The sequence below is a fragment of the Mycetocola sp. Y442 genome (assembly GCF_056898615.1).
Genome location: NZ_JBXHBV010000002.1, coordinates 839,249 through 861,858, shown reverse-complemented (window position 1 = coordinate 861,858; position 22,610 = coordinate 839,249). Strand labels below are relative to the sequence as shown.

Annotated in this window: 23 protein-coding genes; 4 read left to right on the top strand and 19 right to left on the bottom strand. The window is 63.5% G+C overall.

All coding sequences use genetic code 11. From position 1 onward, the window contains the following. Nucleotides 1–41 precede the first annotated feature (41 nt). The 5 genes from AC1X6S_RS10575 to AC1X6S_RS10555 form a co-directional block, all read right to left on the bottom strand. On the bottom strand, nucleotides 42–839 hold the full coding sequence (locus AC1X6S_RS10575) for a PP2C family protein-serine/threonine phosphatase (RefSeq protein ID WP_483405704.1): 798 nt from the start codon (nucleotides 837–839) through the stop codon (nucleotides 42–44). 86 nt (nucleotides 840–925) lie between these two features. Next, on the bottom strand, nucleotides 926–2,107 hold the full coding sequence (locus tag AC1X6S_RS10570; protein ID WP_483405703.1) for a DUF4192 family protein: 1,182 nt from the start codon (nucleotides 2,105–2,107) through the stop codon (nucleotides 926–928). 150 nt (nucleotides 2,108–2,257) lie between these two features. Further along, nucleotides 2,258–4,243: an ABC transporter ATP-binding protein gene (locus AC1X6S_RS10565; protein ID WP_483405702.1), complete on the bottom strand. Its 1,986-nt coding sequence runs from the start codon at nucleotides 4,241–4,243 to the stop codon at nucleotides 2,258–2,260. Then, nucleotides 4,240–5,973 (bottom strand): ABC transporter ATP-binding protein, encoded by a 1,734-nt coding sequence (locus tag AC1X6S_RS10560; RefSeq protein ID WP_483405701.1) that lies wholly within the window; start codon nucleotides 5,971–5,973, stop codon nucleotides 4,240–4,242. The genes AC1X6S_RS10565 and AC1X6S_RS10560 overlap by 4 nt, the downstream gene beginning before the upstream one ends. Before the next feature lie 84 nt (nucleotides 5,974–6,057). Further along, nucleotides 6,058–7,041 carry an aldo/keto reductase gene (locus AC1X6S_RS10555; protein ID WP_483405700.1) on the bottom strand — a complete coding sequence of 328 codons (984 nt, stop codon included), beginning with the start codon at nucleotides 7,039–7,041 and terminating at the stop codon, nucleotides 6,058–6,060. Between the two features lie 116 nt (nucleotides 7,042–7,157). Between AC1X6S_RS10555 and AC1X6S_RS10550 the strand changes: the two genes are divergently transcribed. Both AC1X6S_RS10550 and AC1X6S_RS10545 read left to right on the top strand, forming a co-directional pair. After that, complete coding sequence (locus AC1X6S_RS10550) at nucleotides 7,158–7,736, top strand: methylated-DNA--[protein]-cysteine S-methyltransferase (protein ID WP_483405699.1); 579 nt, start codon at nucleotides 7,158–7,160, stop codon at nucleotides 7,734–7,736. Between the two features lie 79 nt (nucleotides 7,737–7,815). Next, a complete protein-coding gene (locus AC1X6S_RS10545) occupies nucleotides 7,816–8,394 on the top strand; it encodes a DNA-3-methyladenine glycosylase I (RefSeq protein WP_483405698.1) in 579 nt (192 codons plus the stop codon). Between the two features lie 76 nt (nucleotides 8,395–8,470). On the opposite strand, the gene AC1X6S_RS10540 is transcribed toward AC1X6S_RS10545, so the two are convergent. The 13 genes from AC1X6S_RS10540 to prmC form a co-directional block, all read right to left on the bottom strand. Next, entirely contained in the window at nucleotides 8,471–9,226 is a 756-nt protein-coding gene (locus tag AC1X6S_RS10540) for a YaaA family protein (RefSeq protein WP_483405697.1), read from the bottom strand. Nucleotides 9,227–9,255: 29 nt separating this feature from the next. Next, nucleotides 9,256–9,519 (bottom strand): F0F1 ATP synthase subunit epsilon, encoded by a 264-nt coding sequence (locus AC1X6S_RS10535; RefSeq protein WP_483405696.1) that lies wholly within the window; start codon nucleotides 9,517–9,519, stop codon nucleotides 9,256–9,258. 2 nt (nucleotides 9,520–9,521) lie between these two features. Further along, nucleotides 9,522–10,988, bottom strand: a complete 1,467-nt coding sequence (atpD, locus tag AC1X6S_RS10530; RefSeq protein WP_483405695.1) for a F0F1 ATP synthase subunit beta — start codon at nucleotides 10,986–10,988, stop codon at nucleotides 9,522–9,524. Nucleotides 10,989–11,011: 23 nt separating this feature from the next. Further along, nucleotides 11,012–11,911, bottom strand: a complete 900-nt coding sequence (locus AC1X6S_RS10525; protein WP_483405694.1) for a F0F1 ATP synthase subunit gamma — start codon at nucleotides 11,909–11,911, stop codon at nucleotides 11,012–11,014. Between the two features lie 3 nt (nucleotides 11,912–11,914). Then, nucleotides 11,915–13,552, bottom strand: coding sequence for a F0F1 ATP synthase subunit alpha (atpA, locus tag AC1X6S_RS10520; protein WP_108390496.1), 1,638 nt, complete (start codon nucleotides 13,550–13,552; stop codon nucleotides 11,915–11,917). A gap of 52 nt (nucleotides 13,553–13,604) precedes the next feature. Continuing rightward, the gene (locus AC1X6S_RS10515; RefSeq protein WP_483405693.1) at nucleotides 13,605–14,399 is read right to left on the bottom strand and encodes a F0F1 ATP synthase subunit delta; all 795 of its coding nucleotides are present in this window, start codon (nucleotides 14,397–14,399) and stop codon (nucleotides 13,605–13,607) included. Further along, nucleotides 14,399–14,950 (bottom strand): F0F1 ATP synthase subunit B, encoded by a 552-nt coding sequence (locus AC1X6S_RS10510; RefSeq protein ID WP_483405692.1) that lies wholly within the window; start codon nucleotides 14,948–14,950, stop codon nucleotides 14,399–14,401. Before AC1X6S_RS10510 ends, AC1X6S_RS10515 begins: the two co-directional genes overlap by 1 nt. A 29-nt stretch (nucleotides 14,951–14,979) precedes the next feature. Further along, nucleotides 14,980–15,216, bottom strand: coding sequence for an ATP synthase F0 subunit C (gene atpE, locus AC1X6S_RS10505; protein WP_108390493.1), 237 nt, complete (start codon nucleotides 15,214–15,216; stop codon nucleotides 14,980–14,982). Between the two features lie 46 nt (nucleotides 15,217–15,262). Then, on the bottom strand, nucleotides 15,263–16,060 hold the full coding sequence (gene atpB, locus AC1X6S_RS10500; RefSeq protein WP_483405691.1) for a F0F1 ATP synthase subunit A: 798 nt from the start codon (nucleotides 16,058–16,060) through the stop codon (nucleotides 15,263–15,265). Nucleotides 16,061–16,237: 177 nt separating this feature from the next. Beyond that, nucleotides 16,238–16,684, bottom strand: coding sequence for a Cg1360 family ATP-synthase-associated protein (locus AC1X6S_RS10495; protein WP_483405690.1), 447 nt, complete (start codon nucleotides 16,682–16,684; stop codon nucleotides 16,238–16,240). After that, the gene (locus AC1X6S_RS10490) at nucleotides 16,681–17,997 is read right to left on the bottom strand and encodes an MraY family glycosyltransferase (protein ID WP_483405689.1); all 1,317 of its coding nucleotides are present in this window, start codon (nucleotides 17,995–17,997) and stop codon (nucleotides 16,681–16,683) included. Before AC1X6S_RS10490 ends, AC1X6S_RS10495 begins: the two co-directional genes overlap by 4 nt. Further along, nucleotides 17,994–18,680: an L-threonylcarbamoyladenylate synthase gene (locus AC1X6S_RS10485; RefSeq protein WP_483405688.1), complete on the bottom strand. Its 687-nt coding sequence runs from the start codon at nucleotides 18,678–18,680 to the stop codon at nucleotides 17,994–17,996. The genes AC1X6S_RS10490 and AC1X6S_RS10485 overlap by 4 nt, the downstream gene beginning before the upstream one ends. 172 nt (nucleotides 18,681–18,852) lie before the next feature. Further along, nucleotides 18,853–19,728, bottom strand: coding sequence for a peptide chain release factor N(5)-glutamine methyltransferase (gene prmC / locus AC1X6S_RS10480; protein ID WP_483405687.1), 876 nt, complete (start codon nucleotides 19,726–19,728; stop codon nucleotides 18,853–18,855). Nucleotides 19,729–19,893: 165 nt separating this feature from the next. Here prmC and cysK point away from each other — a divergent pair, with 165 nt between their 5' ends. Next, nucleotides 19,894–20,832 carry a cysteine synthase A gene (gene cysK, locus AC1X6S_RS10475; protein ID WP_483405686.1) on the top strand — a complete coding sequence of 313 codons (939 nt, stop codon included), beginning with the start codon at nucleotides 19,894–19,896 and terminating at the stop codon, nucleotides 20,830–20,832. Nucleotides 20,833–20,834: 2 nt separating this feature from the next. After that, the gene (epsC, locus tag AC1X6S_RS10470) at nucleotides 20,835–21,398 is read left to right on the top strand and encodes a serine O-acetyltransferase EpsC (protein ID WP_483405685.1); all 564 of its coding nucleotides are present in this window, start codon (nucleotides 20,835–20,837) and stop codon (nucleotides 21,396–21,398) included. Between the two features lie 113 nt (nucleotides 21,399–21,511). Here the strand turns inward: epsC and prfA are convergent, their stop codons facing one another. After that, nucleotides 21,512–22,591, bottom strand: a complete 1,080-nt coding sequence (gene prfA / locus AC1X6S_RS10465; protein WP_108390484.1) for a peptide chain release factor 1 — start codon at nucleotides 22,589–22,591, stop codon at nucleotides 21,512–21,514. Nucleotides 22,592–22,610 lie beyond the last annotated feature (19 nt).

Here is a 22,610-nt window from a genome sequence, read left to right as displayed (position 1 = left end):
GGTACTACGAGGGAACGGCGAAGAACCGCGATTAACCGCGGTCAGGCGCGGGAGACGAGCAATTCGTCCAAAACTATGGCGCTGACGTTGTCGCGGCCACCGTTCTCGAGGGCAGCTTCCACGAGAGCGCGGACAGCCTGCTCCGGAGTCGGAGACTGCAGAAGGAAGTGCCTGAGACCGAAGTCGGTCAGCTCTTTGGTGAGCCCATCGGAACAGACGAGCCAGCGCGCCTTGTCCTGGATGGGAACCTCGGTGTAATCGGGAAGCGGTTCGTCTGAGAAGCCGACCGCACGGGTGATGACGTTTCCGTGCGGGTGGGATTCCGCCTCAGCGGGTGTAATCGCGCCGATGGAAATAAGCTCCTGCACGACCGAGTGGTCGAGCGTCACCTGCACGAGTTCATCACCGAGAAGCCGGTAGACCCGCGAATCGCCGATGTTGAAAACGGTCCAGGACGGGACCGAGTTCTCTGGACCGGAAAATCCGAGCACGATCCCCGTGACCGTCGTCCCCGTGCCGAGGTCGGACTCGCCGACCTGTTCGAGCATGTCGGCGACGGCATCGCGGAGAGCGTTCTCAACGGCGATGCGGTCGACAGTCTCGCCAGACTCCACGCGCTCAGCAAGTCGCGCGATGACTGCGGCGCTTGCGACCTCGCCGGCTTCGTGACCGCCCATGCCGTCTGCAACGGCGAAGACCGGATACTCGACGATGAGAGCATCCTGATTCACCTGGCGCTTGCGGCCGGTGTCGGTGACACTTGCCCACGACAGCGCGAGCGGCTGTCCGTTGGGCACGTCGACGACGTACGAATCGGTGCGCACGTCAATCTCAGTCACGCGGTCGTCCTCTCGGTGCCAGAGCGAGTCGCCCCTTCCGTAGATAATACCGGCGGAATGTACCGAGTGGTTCCCTCGGGTCGCCTTCAGGGGTCAATTGCGTCGCACCGGGTTGCTTCCGGTGGCACATCGAAGGCCCACTCGGGCAGATGTCCGGCCCCGATCATGGTGCCAATGAGGTCGGCGAGACCGTATCTCGGGTCGATGTCCACAGCCTGCGCGATCCACCTCGCCGCGACCGAACCGGCACCGAGTGCCCAGTACAGCCACCCGATCATCGTCAATAGCGCTGGTGCGGTCTCGGACGGAACGCGCGCCGCGGCGAACCGCAGCACGGCGATTGCCGAGCGAATGCGGTCAGGGTCCGGCCTCGGCATGTCCCACCCACCGAGAGCACCAGCGCCCGGCATCCCGCTGATGTCCTCACCCGAGGCGAACATCCTCTGCGTCAGGGCACTCTCATCGCCCGCGGTGGTCCCCCAGCCCCAGGTCATCAGCACCGTGTCCCTGACCGCCGGACTCTGCACGAGAAAGGTAAGCAGCGCCGCGTTCTTCCCGCTCTCGGCATCGGCATCAGCATCAGCATCAGGGCGAGCGGTGACGAGATGATCGGCGAACGCGACGGTATCGCCGTCGAAGTTGTACTCCCAGTAGAGAACCGGCAGGAGTTCTGCACTCTCCCTGAGCCCGCTGAGCACGCGGTACAGCGATGACACACGTTCGCACTCGGCCGCATCGGCCGCCTCGAGCGTCGCACCGGCCACGACGTCGTCGAGTGCCGGGACGTCACCGAGCGCCGGTGCGTCGCGCGGCAGCCGTTCGTCCTGACGCGCCGCCGACTGGGCGATAAGCTCAAGCGACCGCCCCCGCCGCGGTCCGTCATCGAGGTAGCTCCCCCACGCATCGGAGGCGACGCACAGCGCGTCGCGCACAAGGAAACCCCCGTGTCTGGCACGGGTCGTCAGATTGGCGATGAGCGCTCGACGTGGTGGTCCTGCGTAACGCTCGAAAGTGTCATCCGTATAAACGACCGGCACTATCGCGTCGACGTCGGGGATCCTGCAGACCATGCCGAGCGTTGTCGTGGCAAACGCCTTGCGCACGGGAGCCGGTGCGTCCTCGCCAGGCAGATCGATGCGCAGCGCGCCGCAGGTGCGGTTGCCTCGAAAGGCAACGAGAACCACGCTGTCGCGCGGCACGAAGCCAGCCAGGCTGGGGACGAGGGCAAGGAAGTCGTGGGCGCCGTGCGCGGTGATGATCGTCGTCATGACGGCAGTCTTCACCGCGAATGCCCGGCCTCTGCGCCGTCTTCCAGCTCCGGTGAGTGAACGAGCGTTCCACTGCCACTGTGAGGGGAATCGCCTCGTTCGTCGCTTGATCAGGCGCTGGCCGCCGTGATCAGGCGTCGGCAACCCTGATCAGGCGTCGTCCGTGGTCGTTGCCTGGGCGAACTGCGAGTTGTAGAGCGAATAATACGCACCCCCGGCAGCGAGCAGTTCGGCGTGCGTTCCCTGCTCGACGATCGCCCCGGATTCCATCACGAGGATCAGGTCGGCGTCGCGGATCGTCGACAGACGGTGTGCGATCACAAAGCTCGTCCTGTCCTGCCGGAGCGCCGACATCGCCTTCTGGAGCAGCAGTTCGGTCCTGGTGTCGACAGAGCTCGTCGCCTCGTCGAGGATGAGAACGCTCGGCTTGACCAGGAAGGCCCGCGCGATGGTGAGCAGTTGCTTCTCCCCCGCTGAGACATTCGATGCCTCATCGTCGAGAACCGTGTCGTAGCCATCGGGCAACGAGTGCACGAAGCGGTCGACGTAGGTAGCCCGGGCGGCCTCGAGGATTTCCTCCTCAGTGGCATCCGGTCGACCGTAGGCGATGTTCTCGCGGATCGTCCCGCCGAAGAGCCAGGTGTCCTGCAGCACCATGCCGGTGCGGGAACGCAGGTCGTCGCGCGTCATCTCGGCGATGTTCACGCCGTCGAGGGTGATCCGGCCTGAATCCAGCTCGTAGAACCGCATGATGAGGTTCACCAGCGTTGTCTTGCCTGCGCCGGTCGGACCGACGATCGCCACCGTGTGCCCGGGTTCCGCCACGAGGTTGAGGTGCGAAATCAGGGGCTTGTCCGGCGAATAGCTAAAGGACACGTCCTCGAAGACCAGGCGGCCCCTGCCGTCTCGTGGCGGGGTCACCGGGTCGGACGGATCCGGCGACTGTTCGTCGGCGTCGAAGAGCTCGAAGACGCGTTCAGCGGATGCCACGCCCGACTGGAGCAGGTTGGCCATCGACCCGAGCTGGGTCAGCGGCTGGGTGAACTGGCGGGAGTACTGGATGAAGGCCTGCACGCTGCCGAGACTCAGGCCGCCGGTCGCGACCTGGATTCCACCGACGACCGCTATGGCGACGTACACGAGGTTACCGACGAACATCATCGACGGCATGATGATGCCGGAAATGAACTGCGCACCGAAGCTGGCCTCGTAGAGTTCCTCGTTCTTCGACGAGAACCGTGACCCGACCTCGCGGGCACGGCCGAAGACCTTGACGATGGCGTGGCCTGAGTACATCTCCTCGATCTGCGCGTTGAGCTCACCGGTGTGCTTCCACTGCGCGACGAACTTCTTCTGTGACCGCTTGGCGATCACACCGGTGATGAGGATCGTCGCCGGGATCGTGACCAGTGCGATGAGTGCGAGCAGCGGTGAGATCGTGAACATCGCGATCAGCACGCCGATCACGGTGAGCAGCGACACGAGCACCTGGCTGAGCGTCTGTTGCAGGGTCTGTGCGATGTTGTCGATGTCATTGGTGACCCGGCTGAGCAGCTCACCGCGCTGCATCCTGTCGAAGTATTTGAGGGGAAGGCGGTTGACCTTCACCTCGACGTCCTCGCGAAGCCGGTACATCGTCCTCTGGACGACACCGTTGAGAACGAGAGCCTGGATCCAGCCGAAGAGAAAGGCAAAGGAATACACGGCGAGCACGATGAGCAGCACACGGGAGAGGGCACCGAAGTCGATGCCCTGTCCCGGCGTGAGAGTCATTCCGCTCAGCATGTCGGCCCGGTCGTTATCGCCGGTTGCACGGAGCGAGTCGACGATCTGCTCCTTGCTGGCACCGGAGGGCAGCCCCTGGGAGATGACGCCCTCGAAGAGGATGTTTGTCGCGTCACCGAGGAGTTTCGGTCCCATCACGGACAGCGTGACACTGATCACGGCGAGGACCGTGACAAAGACGAGCTTCCACCGCTCAGGCCTCAGCCTCGCGAGCAAACGCTTCGCGCTCGGCCCGAAGTTCATGCTCTTCTCGGCGGGCATCCCCGCTCCGCCGAACGGACCGCCACCGCGAGGTGGTCGCGCCGGAACCCTGACTGGTGCGTCGTCGTCGACCTCGTCGATGTCGCTCACAGTGCCTCCTCGACGGCGAGCTGCGACTCGACGATCTCCCGATAGGTCTCAGACGACTCGAGCAACTCCTCGTGGGTTCCCGTGCGCTCAACCGCGCCGTCCTCGAGGACGATGATCTGGTCAGCATCCCGAATCGTGCTCACGCGCTGCGCGACGATCACCATCGTCGCACCCCGGACATCCCTCGCGAGAGCCGCGCGCAGTCGCGCATCGGTGGCGAGATCCAGCGCCGAGAACGAGTCGTCGAAGACATAGACCTCCGGGCGCTTTACGAGCGCCCTGGCGATGGCGAGTCGCTGTCGTTGCCCGCCGGACACGTTGCCGCCTCCCTGCGAAATCGGCGCGTCCAGCTGATCGGGGAACGCCTCGACGAAGTCGCGCGCCTGCGCGGTCTCGAGGGCCCGCCAGAGTTCATCGTCCGTTGCGTCAGGCTTTCCAAACCGCAGGTTCGTCGCAACAGTGCCCGAAAAGAGATACGGCCGCTGGGGCACGATACCGATCTTCGACCACAAGAGGTCCTGATCTGTTTCATTGACAGCGACGCCATCGACGAGCACCCGCCCGCCGGTCGCGTCGAAAAGCCGGGGAAGCAGATTGATCAGTGTCGTCTTTCCCGATCCCGTCGATCCGATGATCGCTGTCGTCGTGCCCGGTTCGATGTCGAACGTGATGTCACGCAGCACCGGCTGCTCTGCACCGGGATAGGAGAACTCGACGTGATCGAACCGGATCCTCCCAGCGACATCCAGTGTCGAGACCGGCCGGTCCGGCTGCCGCACCGTTGAGTCGGTCGAGAGCACCTCTTCGATCCGGTCAGCGCTCACCGCTGCGCGCGGGATCATCACCGCCATGAACGTCGCCATCATGACCGCCATGAGGATCTGCATGAGGTACTGGAGGAACGCCATCACGGTTCCGACCTCCATGGAACCGTCAGCAATGCGGAACCCACCGAACCAGAGCACGGCGATACTCGACACGTTGAGCACGAGCATGACGATCGGGAACATCAGCGCCATCAGACGACCGACGCGAAGGCCGACATCCGTCAGTTCATCGTTGGCCTTCTCGAAGCGAGACGTCTCCTCCGCCTCCCGCACAAACGCGCGGACAACGCGGATGCCGGTGAGCTGGCCCCGCAGGATTCCGTTGACCCGGTCGATCCTTCTCTGCATCGACTGGAACAAGGGAATCATCCGCACGATGATGAGCCCGACAGCGATGAGAAGCACCGGGATGGACACGGCCATCAGCCAGGACAGCTCGAGGTCGAGGCTCAACGCCGCGACAACACCGCCGATGGCGAGGATCGGCGCAGACACCATCAGCGTGCACGTCATGAGGACGAGCATCTGCACCTGCTGGACGTCATTGGTGCTTCTCGTGATCAGCGACGGAGCCCCGAACTTCGACACCTCCCGCTCGGAGAAGCGGCCGACGTGGGTGAACACCGCCGCGCGGACGTCGCGACCGAGCCTCATCGCCGCCTTGGCTCCGAAGTACACGGCAGTTATCGCGCACAGCACCTGGATGAGGGTGATGCCGAGCATCAGCATCCCGACCCTCAGGATGTACGCCGTGTCTCCCGTGGCAACGCCGTTGTCGATAATGTCGGCGTTGAGGGTGGGCAGGTACAGCGACGCTATTGCCTGCGCAAACTGAAAAACGACGACACCGACGAGAAGCGGCCAGTGGGGCTTCAGGTAGCGGCCGACGAGTTTTGCGAGCATGGGAGTCCTTATCAGGGGTACCGCCGACCGATCGGCAGATCCACCCAGCGAGCCTAGCTGAGCGGCTCTCCGCCGAGGAGAGTCTTACCCGTTCACCTCTTCGCGGGGAGCGAACAGGTCACCGATAAAGGTCAGGTCGTCAGCAGACGGATGCCAGCTGGTTGCAGCATCCGCGTTCTGAACGATCTGCTCGGGCCGCGTCGCGCCGGCGATGACGCTCGTGAGGTTCGGCTGGGCAAGCAGCCAGGCGAATGTTGCTTCGAGCATCGTGATTCCACGGTCGTCACAGAACTTCTCGTACGCCTCGATGGCGTCCCACGGTGCGCTGTCGAGGAGATAGCTGCGCTGGCGAATGATCCGGCTGTCCGACGGGCCGCCCGCCCGGCTGAACTTGCCGGTGAAGAGGCCGTTGTAGAGCGGGAAGTACGGCAGGAAGCCGATGTCGTACTTCGCCAGCACGGGGAACAACTCGCGCTCGGCATCGCGGACGATGAGGCTGTACTCGTTCTGCGACGAGATGAACTTCGGGTGCGACGTGAGCTCGGCGGTGAGCTCTGCCTCGACAACCTGCCAAGCCGGCAGGTTCGAGTGGCCGATGTAGCGCACCTTACCCTCGACGATGAGATCATCGAGCACCGAGAGGGTCTCCTCGATCGGCGTGAGGGGGTCTGGGGTGTGCAGCTGGTAGAGGTCGATCCAGTCGGTCTGCAGCCGCCGGAGGGATGCTTCGACAGCGAGCCGCACATACCGCCTGGATCCCTTGGCGCCCCACGCGGGAATGCCGACGTCGGCCCCGGAATGACCGAACTTGGTGGCGAGCACGATCTGGTCGCGACGCCCCTTGAGTGCATTGCCCATCAGCGTCTCGCTGAGCCCCGGCTCCTTGCCGTACATGTCGGCGGTGTCGAAGAGCGTGACGCCGACGTCGATCGCGGCTGAGATCACCGCGTTCGTGCCCTCCTGTGATTCGCTCGCCGTGCCGAGCCGCCCGAAGTTATTGCAGCCGAGCCCGATCGTCGAGACGCGAAGTCCGCTGGAGCCGAGTGTGCGATATTCGATGTCTGCCATTCGATCAGGCTACCGGTCGGCGGTCAGACTCCCCCACAACCGGTGCTCCGGCGGCGAGAATCCACCGATGCTGTGAAACGCCCGCCCTGGTCGCTGTGCCGCATACCGTCGAGCACATGACACGACACCACAGCGACCCCGCACCCGCGCCCGGGCCGATGCCGACCCTGTTCGACCGCCCCGTCGGTCTCCTCCGTTTCTCCAGCCCGCTCGGCAGGATCGAACTCACGAGTGACGGCACCTCCGTGACGACGCTCGTTATCGAACGAGGGAACGAGTTGCCCCTCGACGGCTACCGTGAATCGCCGCTCGATGTCCTCGTGCTCGCGTCCGAGCAGCTCGCGGACTACTTTGACGGCTCTCGCCGGGCGTTTGATGTGCCGCTCTCCCCCGTCGGTACCCCGTTCCAGCTGGCCACCTGGACCGGGCTCGCGGGGATCAGCTTCGGCGAATCACGAACCTATGGGCAGCTGGGCTACGACATCGGTGCCGGTCTCGCCGGCCGTGCCATCGGAAGTGCGGTGCGTGCGAACCGACTGCCCCTGTTCGTACCGTGCCACAGGGTGCTCGCAACCGGACGCCGCATCACCGGGTATACGCAGGGCAACGGAGTGCCCACCAAAGAGCGGCTGCTTGACCACGAGGGCATCGAGTACCGGCAGCCCCTGCAGCGGGCAACTCTCCAGACCGCGTGACTGATCGGAACTTCGTAGACGGTCGACAGCCCTTTTTCCGGCGCGGGTACTCTCTTTTCCAGCCGGTACTCTGGTCGGCATGCCCCCTTCCGAATCGATAGTTCCCGGAACCGACGGCAAGAGCCGGTGCGCCTGGGCGGTCAATGACCCCGAGTACCAGCGCTATCACGACGAAGAATGGGGAACCCCCCTGGTCGGCGACCGTGCGGTCTTCGAGAAGATCAGCCTCGAGGGTTTCCAGGCCGGACTGAGCTGGATCACGATTCTCAAGAGGCGGCCCGCTTTCCGGGAAGCGTTCGACAACTTCGATATCGAGACGGTCGCCTCGTACTCAGACGCCAAGGTCGAAGAGCTCGTACAGAACCCGGCCATCATCCGGCACCGAGGCAAGATCACAGCCGTGATCGGCAACGCGCGGGCAACACTTCAGCTCGGCGAGAGCCTGTCAGATCTCGTCTGGAGCTTTCGACCGGATCCCCTCCCGCCGCGCCCGGCGACGTTCAGTGACATCCCGGCGATCACCGCGGAGTCAACAGCGCTCAGTAAGGAGCTCCGTCGTCGGGGCTTCCGCTTCGTAGGGCCGACGACCATGTACGCGCTGATGCAGTCAGCGGGGATCGTCGACGACCACGTCGAGGGATGCTGGCGGGCTGCGTGACGACAAGCCGGTGAGCTAATTTCCGTCAGCGAAATCCCGAGGGCAAATTCAGGGAGCAAGATCCCGGGAACAAAACTCAGACGAGTAGTGCGAGTTCCCTCGCACCGGAGTCCGGGCTGAGTTTCTCAAGCCTGAAACCCGCCGTCGGCGCCCAGGCGCAGAGTTCATCGACATGGGCAAACGGGATCCGCGCACGCACTATGGCGCGGGTGAACTCACCCTTGGCCTTCTTGTTGAAGTGGTTGAGGGCGCGGCGCGAGCCGTTTGGCCCGTCAGTAAGAACCCGAAGATAGAAGGAGTTCGGCATCGCGAGTGACGGTCCGAGCGCGACATACGCCTCGGAGCGCATGTCGATCAGGAGACCGTCGTGCTGGGCGAGCGCGTCCGCAACGACAGGAGCCCAGAGGCGTTTCATCGGCGCCCCCGGAATGCGCGAGTCGTGGGACAACCGGTAAGCGGGGATGGGGTCGAGCGCACCAACCGGACCGAAGAGGGCCGCGTGGACGAGCACGTGCCTGCCGGCAAACGCTCGGGCTTCAGCATCGAGCGTTCCCGCGTCGAGCGCGTCGAACAGCACGCCGGTGTACCTGTCGAGCGCAGGCATGGTCGGTGACTCCCACAGCATCCGATTCACCTCGACCTCACCGTGCTGCTTGGGCCCGAGCTTGAGCGCAGCAATCATGGCGTCCCGGTCTGCTGCCAGCCGAACAACGTCGTCGGTTAGTTGCCGACGCACCGCGGTGAGTTCGGGATAACGCAGCGCGTCGAGAGACAACGAACGCCCCGTGCCACCGGCTCGCTTCGTCTCAGACGGAGGGAGCAGGATAAGCACGGGGCGTTACGAGGAGCCTTGCGGCGGTACTACTTGACCAGGCTGGCGTTGCCAGCCACGATCGTCACTGTGTTGTTCTCAACGGAGAGGAACCCGTCCGCGGCCGTCGCGGTGATCTTCTCACCGTTCTCAGCCGTGACGCGAACCTGACCCTCGGCAAGGATGGCAAGCATCGGCTCGTGGCCGGGGAGAATACCGATCTCTCCCTCGACAGTCCGGGCGATGACCATGGACGCGGTCCCTGACCACACTTCCTGGTCTGCCCCGACAACACTGACCTTGAGCGAAGCCATGACTAGCCGTTCTCCTTCTGGATGCGGGCCCAGGCCTCTTCGACATCGTTGATGCCACCGACGTTGAAGAACGCCTGCTCGGCAACGTGGTCGAATTCGCCGTCGGCGATCGCGGAGAAGGACTCGATGGTCTCCTTGAGCGGAACCGTCGATCCCTCGACACCGGTGAACTTCTTCGCCATGTAGGTGTTCTGCGAGAGGAACTGCTGGATGCGACGAGCACGGGCAACCGTGATCTTGTCTTCTTCGCTCAGCTCGTCGACACCGAGAATCGCGATGATCTCCTGGAGTTCCTTGTTCTTCTGCAGGATCGCCTTGACGCGAACAGCGGTGTTGTAGTGGTCATCACCGATGTAGCGCGGGTCGAGGATGCGGCTCGTCGAGGTCAGCGGGTCGATCGCGGGGTACAGACCCTTTGATGCGATCTCACGTGACAGCTCGGTGGTCGCGTCGAGGTGCGCGAACGTCGTTGCAGGAGCCGGGTCGGTGTAGTCGTCAGCAGGAACGTAGATTGCCTGCAGCGACGTGATCGAGTGGCCACGGGTCGACGTGATGCGCTCCTGGAGGATACCCATCTCGTCGGCGAGGTTCGGCTGGTAACCCACCGCGGACGGCATGCGTCCGAGAAGTGTGGAGACCTCGGAACCGGCCTGCGTGAAGCGGAAGATGTTGTCGATGAACAACAGGACGTCCTGCTTCTGCACGTCGCGGAAGTACTCAGCCATGGTGAGGGCCGAGAGGGCGACGCGGAGTCGCGTTCCTGGCGGCTCGTCCATCTGGCCGAAGACGAGGGCGGTCTTGTCGAAGACGCCTGCTTCTTCCATTTCGGCGATGAGGTCGTTACCTTCACGGGTACGCTCACCGACACCGGCGAAGACCGAAACTCCACCGTGGTCCTGCGCAACGCGCTGGATCATTTCCTGAATGAGGACTGTCTTACCGACACCAGCACCACCGAACAGACCGATCTTTCCACCCTGTACGTACGGGGTGAGAAGGTCGATGGACTTGATGCCGGTCTCGAAGAGCTCGGTCTTCGACTCGAGCTGGTCGAATGCCGGTGGCTTGCGGTGGATGGGCCAGCGTTCGGTGATCTCGATCTGCTCGCCGGGAGCAGCGTTGAGGACGTCACCGATGACGTTGAAAACCTTGCCCTTGGTGATGTCACCGACGGGAACCGTGATCGGCTCTCCGGTGTCAGTCACTTCCTGGCCGCGGACGAGTCCGTCGGTCGGGTTGAGCGCAATGGCGCGGATCAGGTCATCGCCGAGGTGCTGGGCAACCTCGAGCGTGAGGACCTGGGTCACGCCGGCCATGTTCACTGTGGTCTTCAGTGCGTTGTAGATACCGGGAATCGCGTCGTGCGGGAACTCGATGTCAACAACCGGACCGGTGACGCGAGCGACTCGGCCGGTAGCGCCGGCCTTCACCTCACCCGTCGTGTCCTGAGCGGTGGCAATGTCTGTCATGCTCTTCTTCTCTCTTCGTAAAGTTACTTGGCGGACGACAGTGCGTCTGCGCCGCCGACAATCTCGGAAATCTGCTGGGTGATCTCGGCCTGGCGGGCGTTGTTCCGCAGCCGTGTGTAGTCCGTGATCAGCTTGTCCGCGTTGTCGCTGGCCGAACTCATCGCCTTCTGCGTTGCCGCGTGCTTTGCAGCAGCGGACTGAAGCAGCGCGTTGAAGATGCGGCTCTCGATGTACACGGGCAGAAGTGCGTCGAGCACGCTCCCTGCGTCTGGTTCGAACTCATAAAGCGGGAGCACTGTCTTGTCGTTGGGCTCTTCGACACCCTCGACGACCTCGAGTGGAAGCAACCGCACAACCTCGGGAACCTGGCTCATCATGCTGACGAGACGGTTGTAGACGATGTGGATCTCGTCGACGCCACCCTCTGACGCATCCTGAACGAAACGCTCGAGAAGCGCAGCGCTGATCTCCTGCGCTGTTGCGAAGGTCGGGTTCTCGCTTTCGCCGACCCACTGACCTTCCGAGGAACGCTTGCGGAATGCGAAGTACCCGACGGCCTTGCGACCGATGAGGTAGTAGACAACGTCCTTGCCCTGGCTGCGGAGCAGCTCGGCAAGCTCGTTGGCTTCACGCAGAACCTGCGAGTTGAACGCGCCGGCGAGGCCGCGGTCAGACGCAAAGATCACAACGGCTGCACGCTCGATGGTCTCCGGCTCGGTGGTCAGCACGTGGTCGACGTTTGAGTACGTCGCCACGGCTGACACCGCGCGGGTGATCGCACGAGAGTACGGCCCGGATGCTTCAACGCGCGCCTGCGCTTTTGCAATGCGCGAGGCGGCGATGAGCTCCATCGCCTTCGTGATCTTCTTGGTCGTCTGCGCAGACTTGATCTTCTGCGTATAGACCCGAAGTTGTGCACCCATTACTTATCGACGTCCCTTGACGATCTTTTCCTGGTTGACGTCTTCAGCGGGCAGTTCGGTGAACTGCTCGGAACCCGGGCCGTTGAGGGGCTTGCCCGCACCGGTCTGGAATTCCTTCTTGAAGGCGTCGACAGCTGCGTCGAGCTCGTCGACGATGTCGTCGCTGAGCACGTTCGTCTCGCGGAGCTTCGAGAGCACCTGGGTGTTGCGACCCAGGTAGTCGTGAAGTTCGCTTTCGAAGCGCAGGATGTCTTCGACAGGAACCTCGTCGAGCTTGCCCTTCGTACCGGCCCAGATCGAGACGACCTGGTTCTCGACGGGGAACGGAGAGTACTGCGGCTGGCGCAGCAGCTCGGTGAGGCGAGCACCGCGAGCAAGCTGGCGACGGCTGGCCGGGTCGAGGTCGGATGCGAACATCGCGAATGCCTCGAGCGAGCGGTACTGAGCGAGTTCGAGCTTCAGCGTTCCTGAAACCTTCTTGATGCTCTTCACCTGGGCGTCTCCACCAACACGCGAGACCGAGATTCCCACGTCAACAGCGGGACGCTGGTTGGCGTTGAAGAGGTCTGACTGCAGGAAGATCTGTCCGTCGGTGATCGAGATCACGTTGGTCGGGATGTACGCCGAAACGTCGTTCGCCTTCGTCTCGATGAGCGGAAGACCGGTCATGGAACCGGCACCGAGCTCGTCGGACAGCTTGGCGCAACGCTCGAGCAGACGGGAGTGCAGGTAGAACACGTCACCGGGGTATGCCTCGCGTCCTGGCGGACGGCGAAGGAGCAGCGATACGGCGCGGTATGCCTCTGCCTGCTTCGACAGGTCATCGAAGACAATGAGGACGTGCTTGCCGCCGTACATCCAGTGCTGGCCGATGGCCGAACCGGTGTAGGGAGCGAGGTACTTGAAACCTGCGGGGTCGGACGCGGGAGCGGCGACGATCGTCGTGTACTCCATGGCGCCGGCCTCTTCGAGCGACGCCTTGATGGCGGCAATCGTCGAGCCCTTCTGGCCGATGGCGACGTAGATGCAGCGAACCTGCTTGTTGACGTCGCCTGACGCCCAGTTGTCCTTCTGGTTGATGATCGTGTCGATGGCAATTGCGCTCTTGCCGGTCTGACGGTCACCGATGATGAGCTGGCGCTGGCCGCGGCCGATCGGGATCATGGCGTCGATCGCCTTGATACCGGTCTGCATCGGCTCGTGCACGCTCTTGCGCTGCATAACGCCAGGAGCCTGGAGCTCGAGCGCGCGGCGGGTCTCTGCCTTGATCTCGCCGAGTCCGTCAATCGGAGCGCCGAGCGGGTCAACGACACGACCGAGGAATGCGTCGCCGACCGGAGTCGACAGCACCTCTCCTGTGCGTGTTACTTCCATGCCCTCGACGATGCCGTTGAATTCGCCAAGGACGACAACACCGATTTCGTCTTCGTCAAGGTTCTGGGCGAGGCCGAGTGTTCCATCCGCGAAGCGGATGAGCTCGTTGGCCATAACGCCTGGCAGACCCTCGACGTGGGCGATGCCGTCACCGGCGTCGATGACCTTGCCGACCTCGGTTGCGCTTGCCTTACCCGGCTCGTAAGCCGTGACGAATTCCTTGAGAGCATCCCGGATCTCGTCGGGGCTGATCGTGAGTTCTGCCATCTTCTTCCCTATCTGTGTGGAGACGTCTTGTCCCCTACGTTGTCTACTGGCGCTAGCCAGCAAGCTGAAGTCTGAGTTCGCCGAGGCGCGATGCGATGCTGCCGTCGATGACATCGTCGCCGACCTGCACGCGCAGGCCTCCGATGACAGCGGGGTCGACAACCTGGTTGAGACGGATTGCGCGGCCATACTGTGCCGCGAGTCCCTTTTCGAGTCGCTCGAGCTGAGCGGCGCCGAGCGGCCGTGCGCTTGACACAGTGGCGACGGAGAAGCCGCCCTGGTCAGCAACGACGGATGCCGCGTGGCGAAGAAGTTCCCCGATCCGGCGGCCGCGAGGCTGCAGGACGAGGTGCTTGACGATTTCGACGATCTCCGGCGATCCCTTGCCCGTAAGCAGGGTGTCGACGAGTGCGAGTTTTGCGTTCTGGCTGCCGAGCTTCGACCCGAGCGCGAGCTCGAGTTCCGGGTCGGAAGACACTGTCGTGCCGAACTCGAACAGCTGGGCTTCGAGCCTGGCGTCCGGGCCGGCGGAGAGGGCTGCGGCGCGGAGTCCGAGTTCCTCGATTCCGCCGAGCAGGTCCTTCTGGCTTGACCAGCGCGCTGAGACGACATCCTTGAGCAGTGCAAGAGACGATCCGCCGATGCTGCGTGCGAACACGCGATCGACGATCGTCGCCTTGACACCGGCTTGAGCGGACGGGTCCGCGAGGAGCGAGCGCAGCTGACCAGAGTCGCCAACGACCCGGCCGGCTGCGAAAAGTTCCGCAACCGTTGCCAGGTCGACGCGTTCGAGGTCGGACAGTGCCTTCTTCGACTGAGCCAGTGCTTCTCTGGTAGCGCTTCCCATTAGTTGGTTGCCTTCTCCGAAGCCTCGAGGTCCGCGAGGAAGCGGTCGACGATGGCCGTTGCCTTCGCGTCGTCCGACAGCGTTTCGCCGATGACGTTTCCGGCGAGGTCGATGGCGAGTGTTCCAACCTCAGTGCGGAGCGAAACAAGAGCGGCCTGGCGCTCTGCCTCGATCTGCGCCTGGGCGCTGGCTGTCACGCGCTGGGCCTCGACAGTTGCCTGGTTCCGGGCCTCAGCGACGATCTTCTTGCCGTCTTCGCGAGCGGTGTCGCGAATCGAGCCGGCTTCCTGACGTGCCTCGGCGAGCTGAGCGGTGTACTGCTCAAGAGCTGCCTCAGCCTGACGCTGTGCCTCATCCGCCTTGGCGATGTTGCCCTCAATGGCCGCAGTACGCTCTTCGAGCATGGTCTGCATCTTAGGAAGAACGAGCTTCCAGAAGAGCACCAAGAGGATGACGAAACACACCGCCGACCAGACAATGTCGTAGGTCTCGGGGAGAAGAGGGTTCTTGGTAGTACCCTCTTCAGCCGCCGCAACGAGTGCGTGAAGCATCTTGCCTCCTTACGAGGGGTGAAAGAGGACTAGTTGGTGAAGATGAAGTAGGTGGCGATACCGATGAAGGCGAGCGCCTCGGTGAAGGCGATACCGATCCACATCAGAACCTGGAGGCGACCGGCCAGCTCAGGCTGACGGGCGACACCCTCAATGGTCTTGCCAACGACGATTCCAACGCCAATGGCTGGGCCGATGGCTGCGAGACCGTAACCGACCGTCGCGATGTTTCCGTTGATCTCGGCGAGAACGGTTGTTGCGTCCACGTGTGTTTCCTTCCGTGATGTAAGAGTAGGCGGTCGCCGACTCTTTTTAGTGCTCTTCAGCTACCGCGAGCTGGATGTAAACCGCGGTAAGCAGGGTGAAGACATAGGCCTGGAGAAATGCGACCAGGATTTCGAACAGGGTGAAAGCGAAGCCGAAGGCGAAGGTGACGGCGCCGAGGCCGATGAACCATCCACCGAGGGTGATCACGAAGAACTGCGTCGCCGCGAAGAACAGCACGAGCAGGAGGTGCCCGACGACCATGTTCATGAGCAGTCGGAGGGTCAGCGTGACCGGCCGGATGACGAAGGTCGAGATGAGCTCGATCGGCGTCACGATGATGTAGACGGGCCACGGGACACCGGCGGGGAACAGCGAGTTCTTGAAAAACTTCCCCGGGCTCTTCCTGACGCCTGCGTAGATGAACGTGACGTACGAGATCAGTGCGAGGACGAGTGGGACACCGATGACCGACGTTCCGGCGATGTTGAGGAACGGGATGATGCCCGTGATGTTCATGGCCGCGACCATGAAGAACATCGTCGTGAGGATCGGCAGGAACCGCTTCCCGTCGACCTTGCCGAGGAGGTCCTCGGCGATGTTGACGCGAACGAAGTCCAGGGCCATCTCGATGAGGTTCTGGAACTTTCCGGGAACAACCTTCATGTTCCGGGTTCCGAGCCAGAACACGACGATGAGCACGGCGACGACGAGGAACCGGATCAGCATGATTCGGTTGATGTCGAATCCGGTGCCCTCGAAGAGCACAACATCCGGGAAGAATTCAAGAATCGACGGACCGTGGAACGACGTGTCGTCGGTTGAGGTCTGAACCAGTAGGTTCACAGCGTTAGCTAACAGCGCGCTCTCCTGTTTCGGGCGTGGAGCTAAGCTCTCGCGACGACGAACAATGGGGGGTGCAAGACAGCCACGAACGAAGTGGGATGCTCAAGCGGGAATACATACCAACACTATCAAACGATAAGCATCCCCACGAACCGAGCGGCGAACTAAACACCTTGATCAGTGCGATCTGTTGTTGTCGCCGGGAAGAATGACGTCGCTGGCATACAGCATCCGTGACCGGGAAACGATGACGACGTCGATCACGAGGGTGACGAGTACGCCGGTGATGATACTGAGGAAGAGGACGACCGGGTTGATCCACGGCTGGTCCTTGAGCAGGAGCGCCATGACGAGGAACAGGACGAACTTCACGATCCAGCCGCCGAGCACCACCCCGAAGAAAATCGGCACGTAGAGGTCGCTCCCGAAGAACCGGTTGGCAAACAGGATGCTGCCCGCCGTGATGCTGAGGAAGACGAGCGCGAGCGCTGTTCCGATCAGTGCACTGCCCAGGCCGACTGTGCCGTCGACGATATAGCCGATCCCGCCACCGATGACGGCGATGGCCAGCGATGCGACGGCTCCCCATTTGAGACTCTGCCGGAAGATGGGTGTTGATTTCATCGCTGATCTTTCTGTGGTTCGTTATCCCGTGGTTCGGAACTGGGCTCTGCGGCAAGCGCGCGGCTCACCACGTCTTCTGAGATTGGTGCGTCCGGGCTGCGCACATCCGCCGCAGCATCGAGCGGGTCGAAGCTCGCAAGGTCTTCAGCGACCTCCGTGCCCTCCTCCGCAGACTGCACGGTGATCTCAACGGCTTTCCGCTTGCCGAGGGGGGCCAGCGTGAAGACCGTGCAGACGATCACGCCGACGATGAGGAAGACGAGCGCGAACCAGTACGGCTGAAACACGAAGAACATCAGGCAGGACAGCGCGATCACGGCGGTCCAGGCGTAGAACAGAAGCACGGCGTGGAAGTGCGAGTGGCCCATGTCGAGGAGCCTGTGGTGCAGGTGGAGGCGATCGGCGCTGAACGGAGACTTGCCGGCGCGGAGGCGCCGGATCACCGCGAGCGCGAAGTCGAGCAGCGGAACGATGAGGATCGCGAAGGGAAGGATGATCGGGATGAACGCCCCGAGCAGCTGACTCCGCCCGACCACACCCGCATCTGACGGGTTCGCGCTGAGCGCCGACGGGTCGATCTGCCCCGTGATCGCGACGGCAGACGTCGCCATGAGCAGGCCGACGAGAAGCGCGCCGGCATCTCCCATGAACATCTTTGCGGGATGCCAGTTGAGCGGGAGGAACCCTGCGCACGCCCCGACGAGCACCGCGGAAATCAGCAGCGACAGGTTGAAGAAGCTCGACTGGCCCATCTCGCGGACGAGGAGGTACCCATAGACCAGGAAGACACCGTTGGCGATCAGTCCGACGCCGGCGACGAGACCGTCGAGGCCGTCGATGAAGTTCACGGCGTTCATGACGAGCACTATCGCGAAAATCGTCAGTGTCGCGCTCATCCACGACGAGCCGACGGTGAGACCGCCGATGGGAAGGGAGTAGATCTGCACGCCGAGCCACGCGATGAGGCCAGCGGCAAGGAACTGAGCGGCGAGCTTGATCATCCAGTCGAGATCCCAGATGTCATCGGCAACGCCGACGAGCACGATCAGGAACGAAGCGCCGAGAATGGCGAGGATGGGGCCGGGGTCGGCGAAGGTGTCCTTGAAGAACGGGTTCTGCGAGGCGATCGCGAACGTCGCGACCACACCGATAAACATCGCCACTCCCCCGAGCCTCGGGGTTGGCTTGGTGTGTACGTCACGATCGCGAATCGACGGGTAGAGCTTGAATTTGAGCGCCAGCTTGTAGACGACGATCGACATCAGAAAGGTGATCAGCGCGGTGACCGCCGCGATGATCGCGTAGAGGGTCATGCGTCTGACACACCGTCCTCCGGCACCGGGTCCTCGAGGACGTCACCGATCACGTCGCGGATCTGCTCGCGCGAGATCGCACCCTCACGAAGGATCGACAGCCGTCCGCCCGGGGCGATCAGCCGTGTGGCGTCAACGATCGTCGATGCGACAGTCGCCGACTCGCCGCCGTCGAGGTAGACCTCAACCGTGTCCCCAAGCATGGCTTGGGCGGCCCTGGCGGTTATCGCCGCGGGCTGACCGGTGAGGTTCGCACTCGACACAGCGAGCGGCCCCGTCTCGGTGAGCAGCTCGAGCGCAATGCGATTGTTGGGCATCCGCACGGCCACTGTGCCGTCGGTGTCTCCGAGGTCCCATGCCAGCGAAGGCTGCGCGGGCAGAACAATGGTCAGTCCCCCCGGCCAGAATGCGTCGACGAGCTTCCTGACGGCATCCGGAATGACCGCGGCAAGTGCCTCGAGGGTCTGCACACTCGGCACGAGGACGGGTGGCGGTGACTGCCTGGTCCGACCCTTGGCGTCGAGGAGCCGCTGAACGGCCCTCGGGGAGAACGCGTCAGCGGCGATTCCGTACACGGTGTCCGTGGGGATCACGACGAGCTCACCGCGGCGAAGGGCCGTTCGAGCCAGCCGCATGCCGGTGAGGAGGTCTGATTCCACGGAGGAGTCGAAGAGACGTGACATTCCGCCGATTCTATCTGAGCCTGTGTGGGAGGATGCCGCGAATTCGTCTCGGGTCGCAGCGGCCGGGGCGCGCGCTGCCTGCCCAGAACATCACTTCCGGTCGAGAACATCCCGCGCAACTGATGCGCTCGCCCGCAACTGATGCTCTCGCGCGGGGTGGGGGCGGGGCTGGCTAGGCGCGAAGTGCCGTTGTCGTCCGGTCCCGCTGGGTCAGGTCACGGAAGGTCGCGGCGGCGCGCCAGCCGTCGCGGGTGAGGATGTCGCGAATCGCTTCGCCCTGCAACTCGCCATGCTCGATAACCAGCGTCCCGCCCGGTCGAAGCAGCCGGGCAGCCGTCACCGACAGCTGCCGAACGACGTCAAGCCCGTCCTCTCCCCCGTACAGGGCGGCGGGAGGGTCAAAGAACCGCACCTCCGGGTCGCGCGGGATGGCGGCTGCCGGCACGTACGGTGGGTTGGAGATGACAACGGATACCTGACCGTCGAGTTCACTGAACGCCCCCGCGAGGTCGTCGAAGATCAGTGTCGCGTTGCTCGCGCCCACCTTACGGAAGTTCTGCTTCGCCCAGATGAAGGCATCCACCGAGTTCTCGGCTGCGTAAATGCGCGCGTGAGGGACCTCTGTCGCCATCGCAAGGGCGATGGCTCCTGAACCTGTGCCGAGGTCGATACCGATCGGTTCCGGATCGGAGTCTGCGCTGAGCGCGTCGATGGCGAACTGGGCCACCTGCTCCGTTTCGGGGCGGGGAACGAAGACGCCGGGGCCAACGAGAAGCTCAAGGGCCCTGAACGGGGCAACCCCGAGGATGTGCTGAAGCGGCTCCCGTGTCGCCCTGCGCTCCACAAGAGCGGCGATCTCACCCGCGTACTCGGCCGACACCTCGCGGCCCATGACAACGGCGGCCTGGACCTGCCCCCTGCCCATCCCGAGCACGTGTCCGATGAGCAATTCGGCGTCGACGTCCGGGCCCGGAACTCCCGCCTGCTGCAGTGCGGCGATGGCGAGGTCCCTGACGTCACCGACCGACGTCGTGTGAAAAGAAGTCATGCGCTCTCTTAGCAAATCCCTTGCGGTCGTGCCGCCGCAGGTCGAGCTTACCCGCTCGCCAGAGCGCCCCGACCGGAATGCGGGCCGTCACAGGCCGGATAAACCCAGCAATAAGCTGTAACCTGACGCGCATAGTTGCGTCCCCATTACCCAAGGAGCATATTCGTGGCCGGAAAAATCTACGCCAATATCACCGAGGCGTTTGGCAATACACCTCTTGTCCAGTTGAACCGTGTCACGGACGACGCGGGTGCCACCGTGCTCGCGAAGCTCGAGTACTACAACCCCGGATCGAGCGTCAAGGACCGCCTCGGAGTGGCCATCGTCGATGCTGCCGAAGCATCCGGTGCGCTGAAGCCCGGCGGAACCATCGTCGAGGGCACGAGCGGCAACACCGGAATCGCGCTCGCGCTCGTCGGCGCAGCACGCGGTTACAAGGTCATCCTGGCCATGCCCGCGTCCATGAGCACCGAGCGTCGCGTGCTCCTTCGCGCATTCGGAGCTGAACTCGTCCTGACCGAACCCGCCCTCGGCATGAAGGGCGCCGTGGCAAAGGCCGAGGAAATCGTCGCATCGACAGAGGGCGCGATCCTCGCGAAGCAGTTCGCCAACCAGGCCAACGTCGAGATTCACCGCACGACAACCGCGGAAGAGATCTGGCGTGACACCGACGGCGACATCGACATCTTCGTCAGCGGAGTGGGCACCGGCGGAACGATCACCGGCGTCGGCCAGGTGCTCAAACAGCGCAAACCAGGGGTGAAGATCGTCGTCGTCGAGCCGCTGGACTCCCCCATCCTCAGCGGTGGGGCCCCAGGCCCGCACAAGATCCAGGGCATCGGCGCGAACTTCATCCCCGACATCCTCGACACCACGATCTACGACGAGGTCGTCGATGTGAGTTTCGAGGACTCGGTCCGCGTCGCCAAACGCCTCGCCGCCGAGGAAGGCATTCTCGCTGGCATCTCGTCCGGCGCAATCATCTGGGCGGCGACAGAGCTCGCCAAGCGCCCGGAGAACAAGGGCAAGCGAATCGTCGCCATGGTCTGCGACACGGGTGAACGCTACATTTCCACCCCGCTCTGGTCCGACCTGCTCGACTGAGAATGAGAATCCTCACCCGCATCCGGGAAGACATCACAGCAGCACGCGTTCACGACCCGGCCGCCCGCGGCAGCGTCGAGATCTTCCTGACCTACTCAGGACTGCACGCCGTGTGGGCGTACCGGCTCTCTTCCCGGATGTGGGTTCGCGGCGCGAAAATGCCCGCGCGTGCCCTGTCACAGTTCGCACGGTTCCTGACCGGTATCGAGATCCATCCGGGTGCCGTCATCGGCCGCCGCTTTTTCATCGACCACGGGATGGGCGTCGTCATCGGTGAGACGGCGGAGATCGGCGACGACGTAATGCTCTACCACGGCGTCACGCTCGGCGGAAAGAGCCGCGGTCGGGAGAAAAGACACCCGACACTGGAGGACGGCGTACAGGTCGGCGCCGGTGCGAAGATCATCGGCCCCGTCGTCGTCGGCAAGGGCAGCATCGTGGGCGCCAACGCCGTCGTCACGAAGGACGCACCGGCCCTCTCTGTGCTGGTCGGCGTGCCGGCTCGGGCGCGGCCGCGGATACAGGGGAAGACCTACGGGCTCACCGAACCGGAATACAACATCTAGGAGGGATGCCGCGGTGCACCCGCGTGCACGCGGCATCCGTTTTCGTCGTAAAAAAGCCGGTCATCGCGAGATGACCGGCTTTTTCGATGCGGAACGACGAGGAAGCGGAACGACTAGTTGGTGTCGCCGATGTCGGCGAGACGCGCCTCTTCGTCGGCCTGGATCGCTGACTCGATCAGCGGATCCAAGGCGCCGTTGATCACGGCATCAAGGTTGTACGCCTTGTAGCCGGTGCGGTGGTCTGCGATGCGGTTCTCGGGGAAGTTGTACGTGCGGATGCGCTCTGACCGGTCCATGGTGCGGATCTGGGTTTTACGCTTGGCGCTGTCGAGCTCGGCCTGCTCCTCCTGCTGGCGGGCGAGGATGCGCGCGCGAAGGACACGCATTCCGGCCTCACGGTTCTGCAGCTGGCTCTTCTCGTTCTGCATCGCAACGACGATGCCGGTCGGAAGGTGGGTGATCCGCACAGCGGAGTCGGTCGTGTTGACCGACTGGCCACCGGGGCCGCTCGACCGGTAGACGTCGATCTTGAGGTCGTTCTGGCTGATCTCGACCTCTTCGGGTGCGTCGACCTCGGGGAAGACGAGCACGCCCGTCGTCGAGGTGTGGATACGTCCCTGCGATTCGGTCGCCGGAACGCGCTGCACGCGGTGGACGCCGCCCTCGTACTTGAGGTGTGCCCAGACACCCTGTGACGGGTCTGTCGCGTTGGATTTGATCGCGACCTGGACGTCCTTATACCCACCGAGGTCACTCTCGGTGCGCTCGAGGAGTTCCGTCTTCCAGCCCTTGGACTCTGCATAGTGCAGGTACATCCGCAGCAGGTCGGCGGCGAACAGCGCGCTCTCGGCGCCGCCCTCTCCACCCTTGATCTCCATGATGACGTCACGGCCATCGTCGGGATCGCGCGGAATGAGCAAGCGGCGAAGCTTCTCCTGCGCCGTCGCGAGTCCCTCTTCAAGCCCGGGGACCTCGGCGGCGAACGCCTCGTCCTCCTTGGCGAGCTCACGGGCCGCAGCGAGGTCGTCCTGCGCCTCGAGCCAGGCGTTGTACGCCGCGATGATTTTCGACAGTTCGGCGTACCGCCTGTTGATTTTCTTGGATCGAGCCGGGTCTGCGTGCACCGCCGGATCGGCGAGCTGATCCTGCAGATCCTTGTGCTCTTCGATCAGAGTCTTTACCGATTCAAACATGCGTTGTTCCGTCCCTTAC

Bases quoted from the DNA above. Each gene is read 5' to 3' on its own strand.
- AC1X6S_RS10570 (WP_483405703.1), bottom strand. From the start codon at position 2,107: ATGACGACGATCATCACCGCGCACGGCGCCCACGACTTCCTTGCCCTC.
- AC1X6S_RS10560 (WP_483405701.1), bottom strand. From the start codon at position 5,973: ATGCTCGCAAAACTCGTCGGCCGCTACCTGAAGCCCCACTGGCCGCTT.
- AC1X6S_RS10555 (WP_483405700.1), bottom strand. From the start codon at position 7,041: ATGGCAGACATCGAATATCGCACACTCGGCTCCAGCGGACTTCGCGTC.
- AC1X6S_RS10550 (WP_483405699.1), top strand. From the start codon at position 7,158: ATGACACGACACCACAGCGACCCCGCACCCGCGCCCGGGCCGATGCCG.
- AC1X6S_RS10545 (WP_483405698.1), top strand. From the start codon at position 7,816: ATGCCCCCTTCCGAATCGATAGTTCCCGGAACCGACGGCAAGAGCCGG.
- AC1X6S_RS10535 (WP_483405696.1), bottom strand. From the start codon at position 9,519: ATGGCTTCGCTCAAGGTCAGTGTTGTCGGGGCAGACCAGGAAGTGTGG.
- atpD (WP_483405695.1), bottom strand. From the start codon at position 10,988: ATGACAGACATTGCCACCGCTCAGGACACGACGGGTGAGGTGAAGGCC.
- AC1X6S_RS10525 (WP_483405694.1), bottom strand. From the start codon at position 11,911: ATGGGTGCACAACTTCGGGTCTATACGCAGAAGATCAAGTCTGCGCAG.
- atpA (WP_108390496.1), bottom strand. From the start codon at position 13,552: ATGGCAGAACTCACGATCAGCCCCGACGAGATCCGGGATGCTCTCAAG.
- AC1X6S_RS10515 (WP_483405693.1), bottom strand. From the start codon at position 14,399: ATGGGAAGCGCTACCAGAGAAGCACTGGCTCAGTCGAAGAAGGCACTG.
- AC1X6S_RS10510 (WP_483405692.1), bottom strand. From the start codon at position 14,950: ATGCTTCACGCACTCGTTGCGGCGGCTGAAGAGGGTACTACCAAGAAC.
- AC1X6S_RS10495 (WP_483405690.1), bottom strand. From the start codon at position 16,684: ATGAAATCAACACCCATCTTCCGGCAGAGTCTCAAATGGGGAGCCGTC.
- AC1X6S_RS10490 (WP_483405689.1), bottom strand. From the start codon at position 17,997: ATGACCCTCTACGCGATCATCGCGGCGGTCACCGCGCTGATCACCTTT.
- AC1X6S_RS10485 (WP_483405688.1), bottom strand. From the start codon at position 18,680: ATGTCACGTCTCTTCGACTCCTCCGTGGAATCAGACCTCCTCACCGGC.
- prmC (WP_483405687.1), bottom strand. From the start codon at position 19,728: ATGACTTCTTTTCACACGACGTCGGTCGGTGACGTCAGGGACCTCGCC.
- epsC (WP_483405685.1), top strand. From the start codon at position 20,835: ATGAGAATCCTCACCCGCATCCGGGAAGACATCACAGCAGCACGCGTT.
- prfA (WP_108390484.1), bottom strand. From the start codon at position 22,591: ATGTTTGAATCGGTAAAGACTCTGATCGAAGAGCACAAGGATCTGCAG.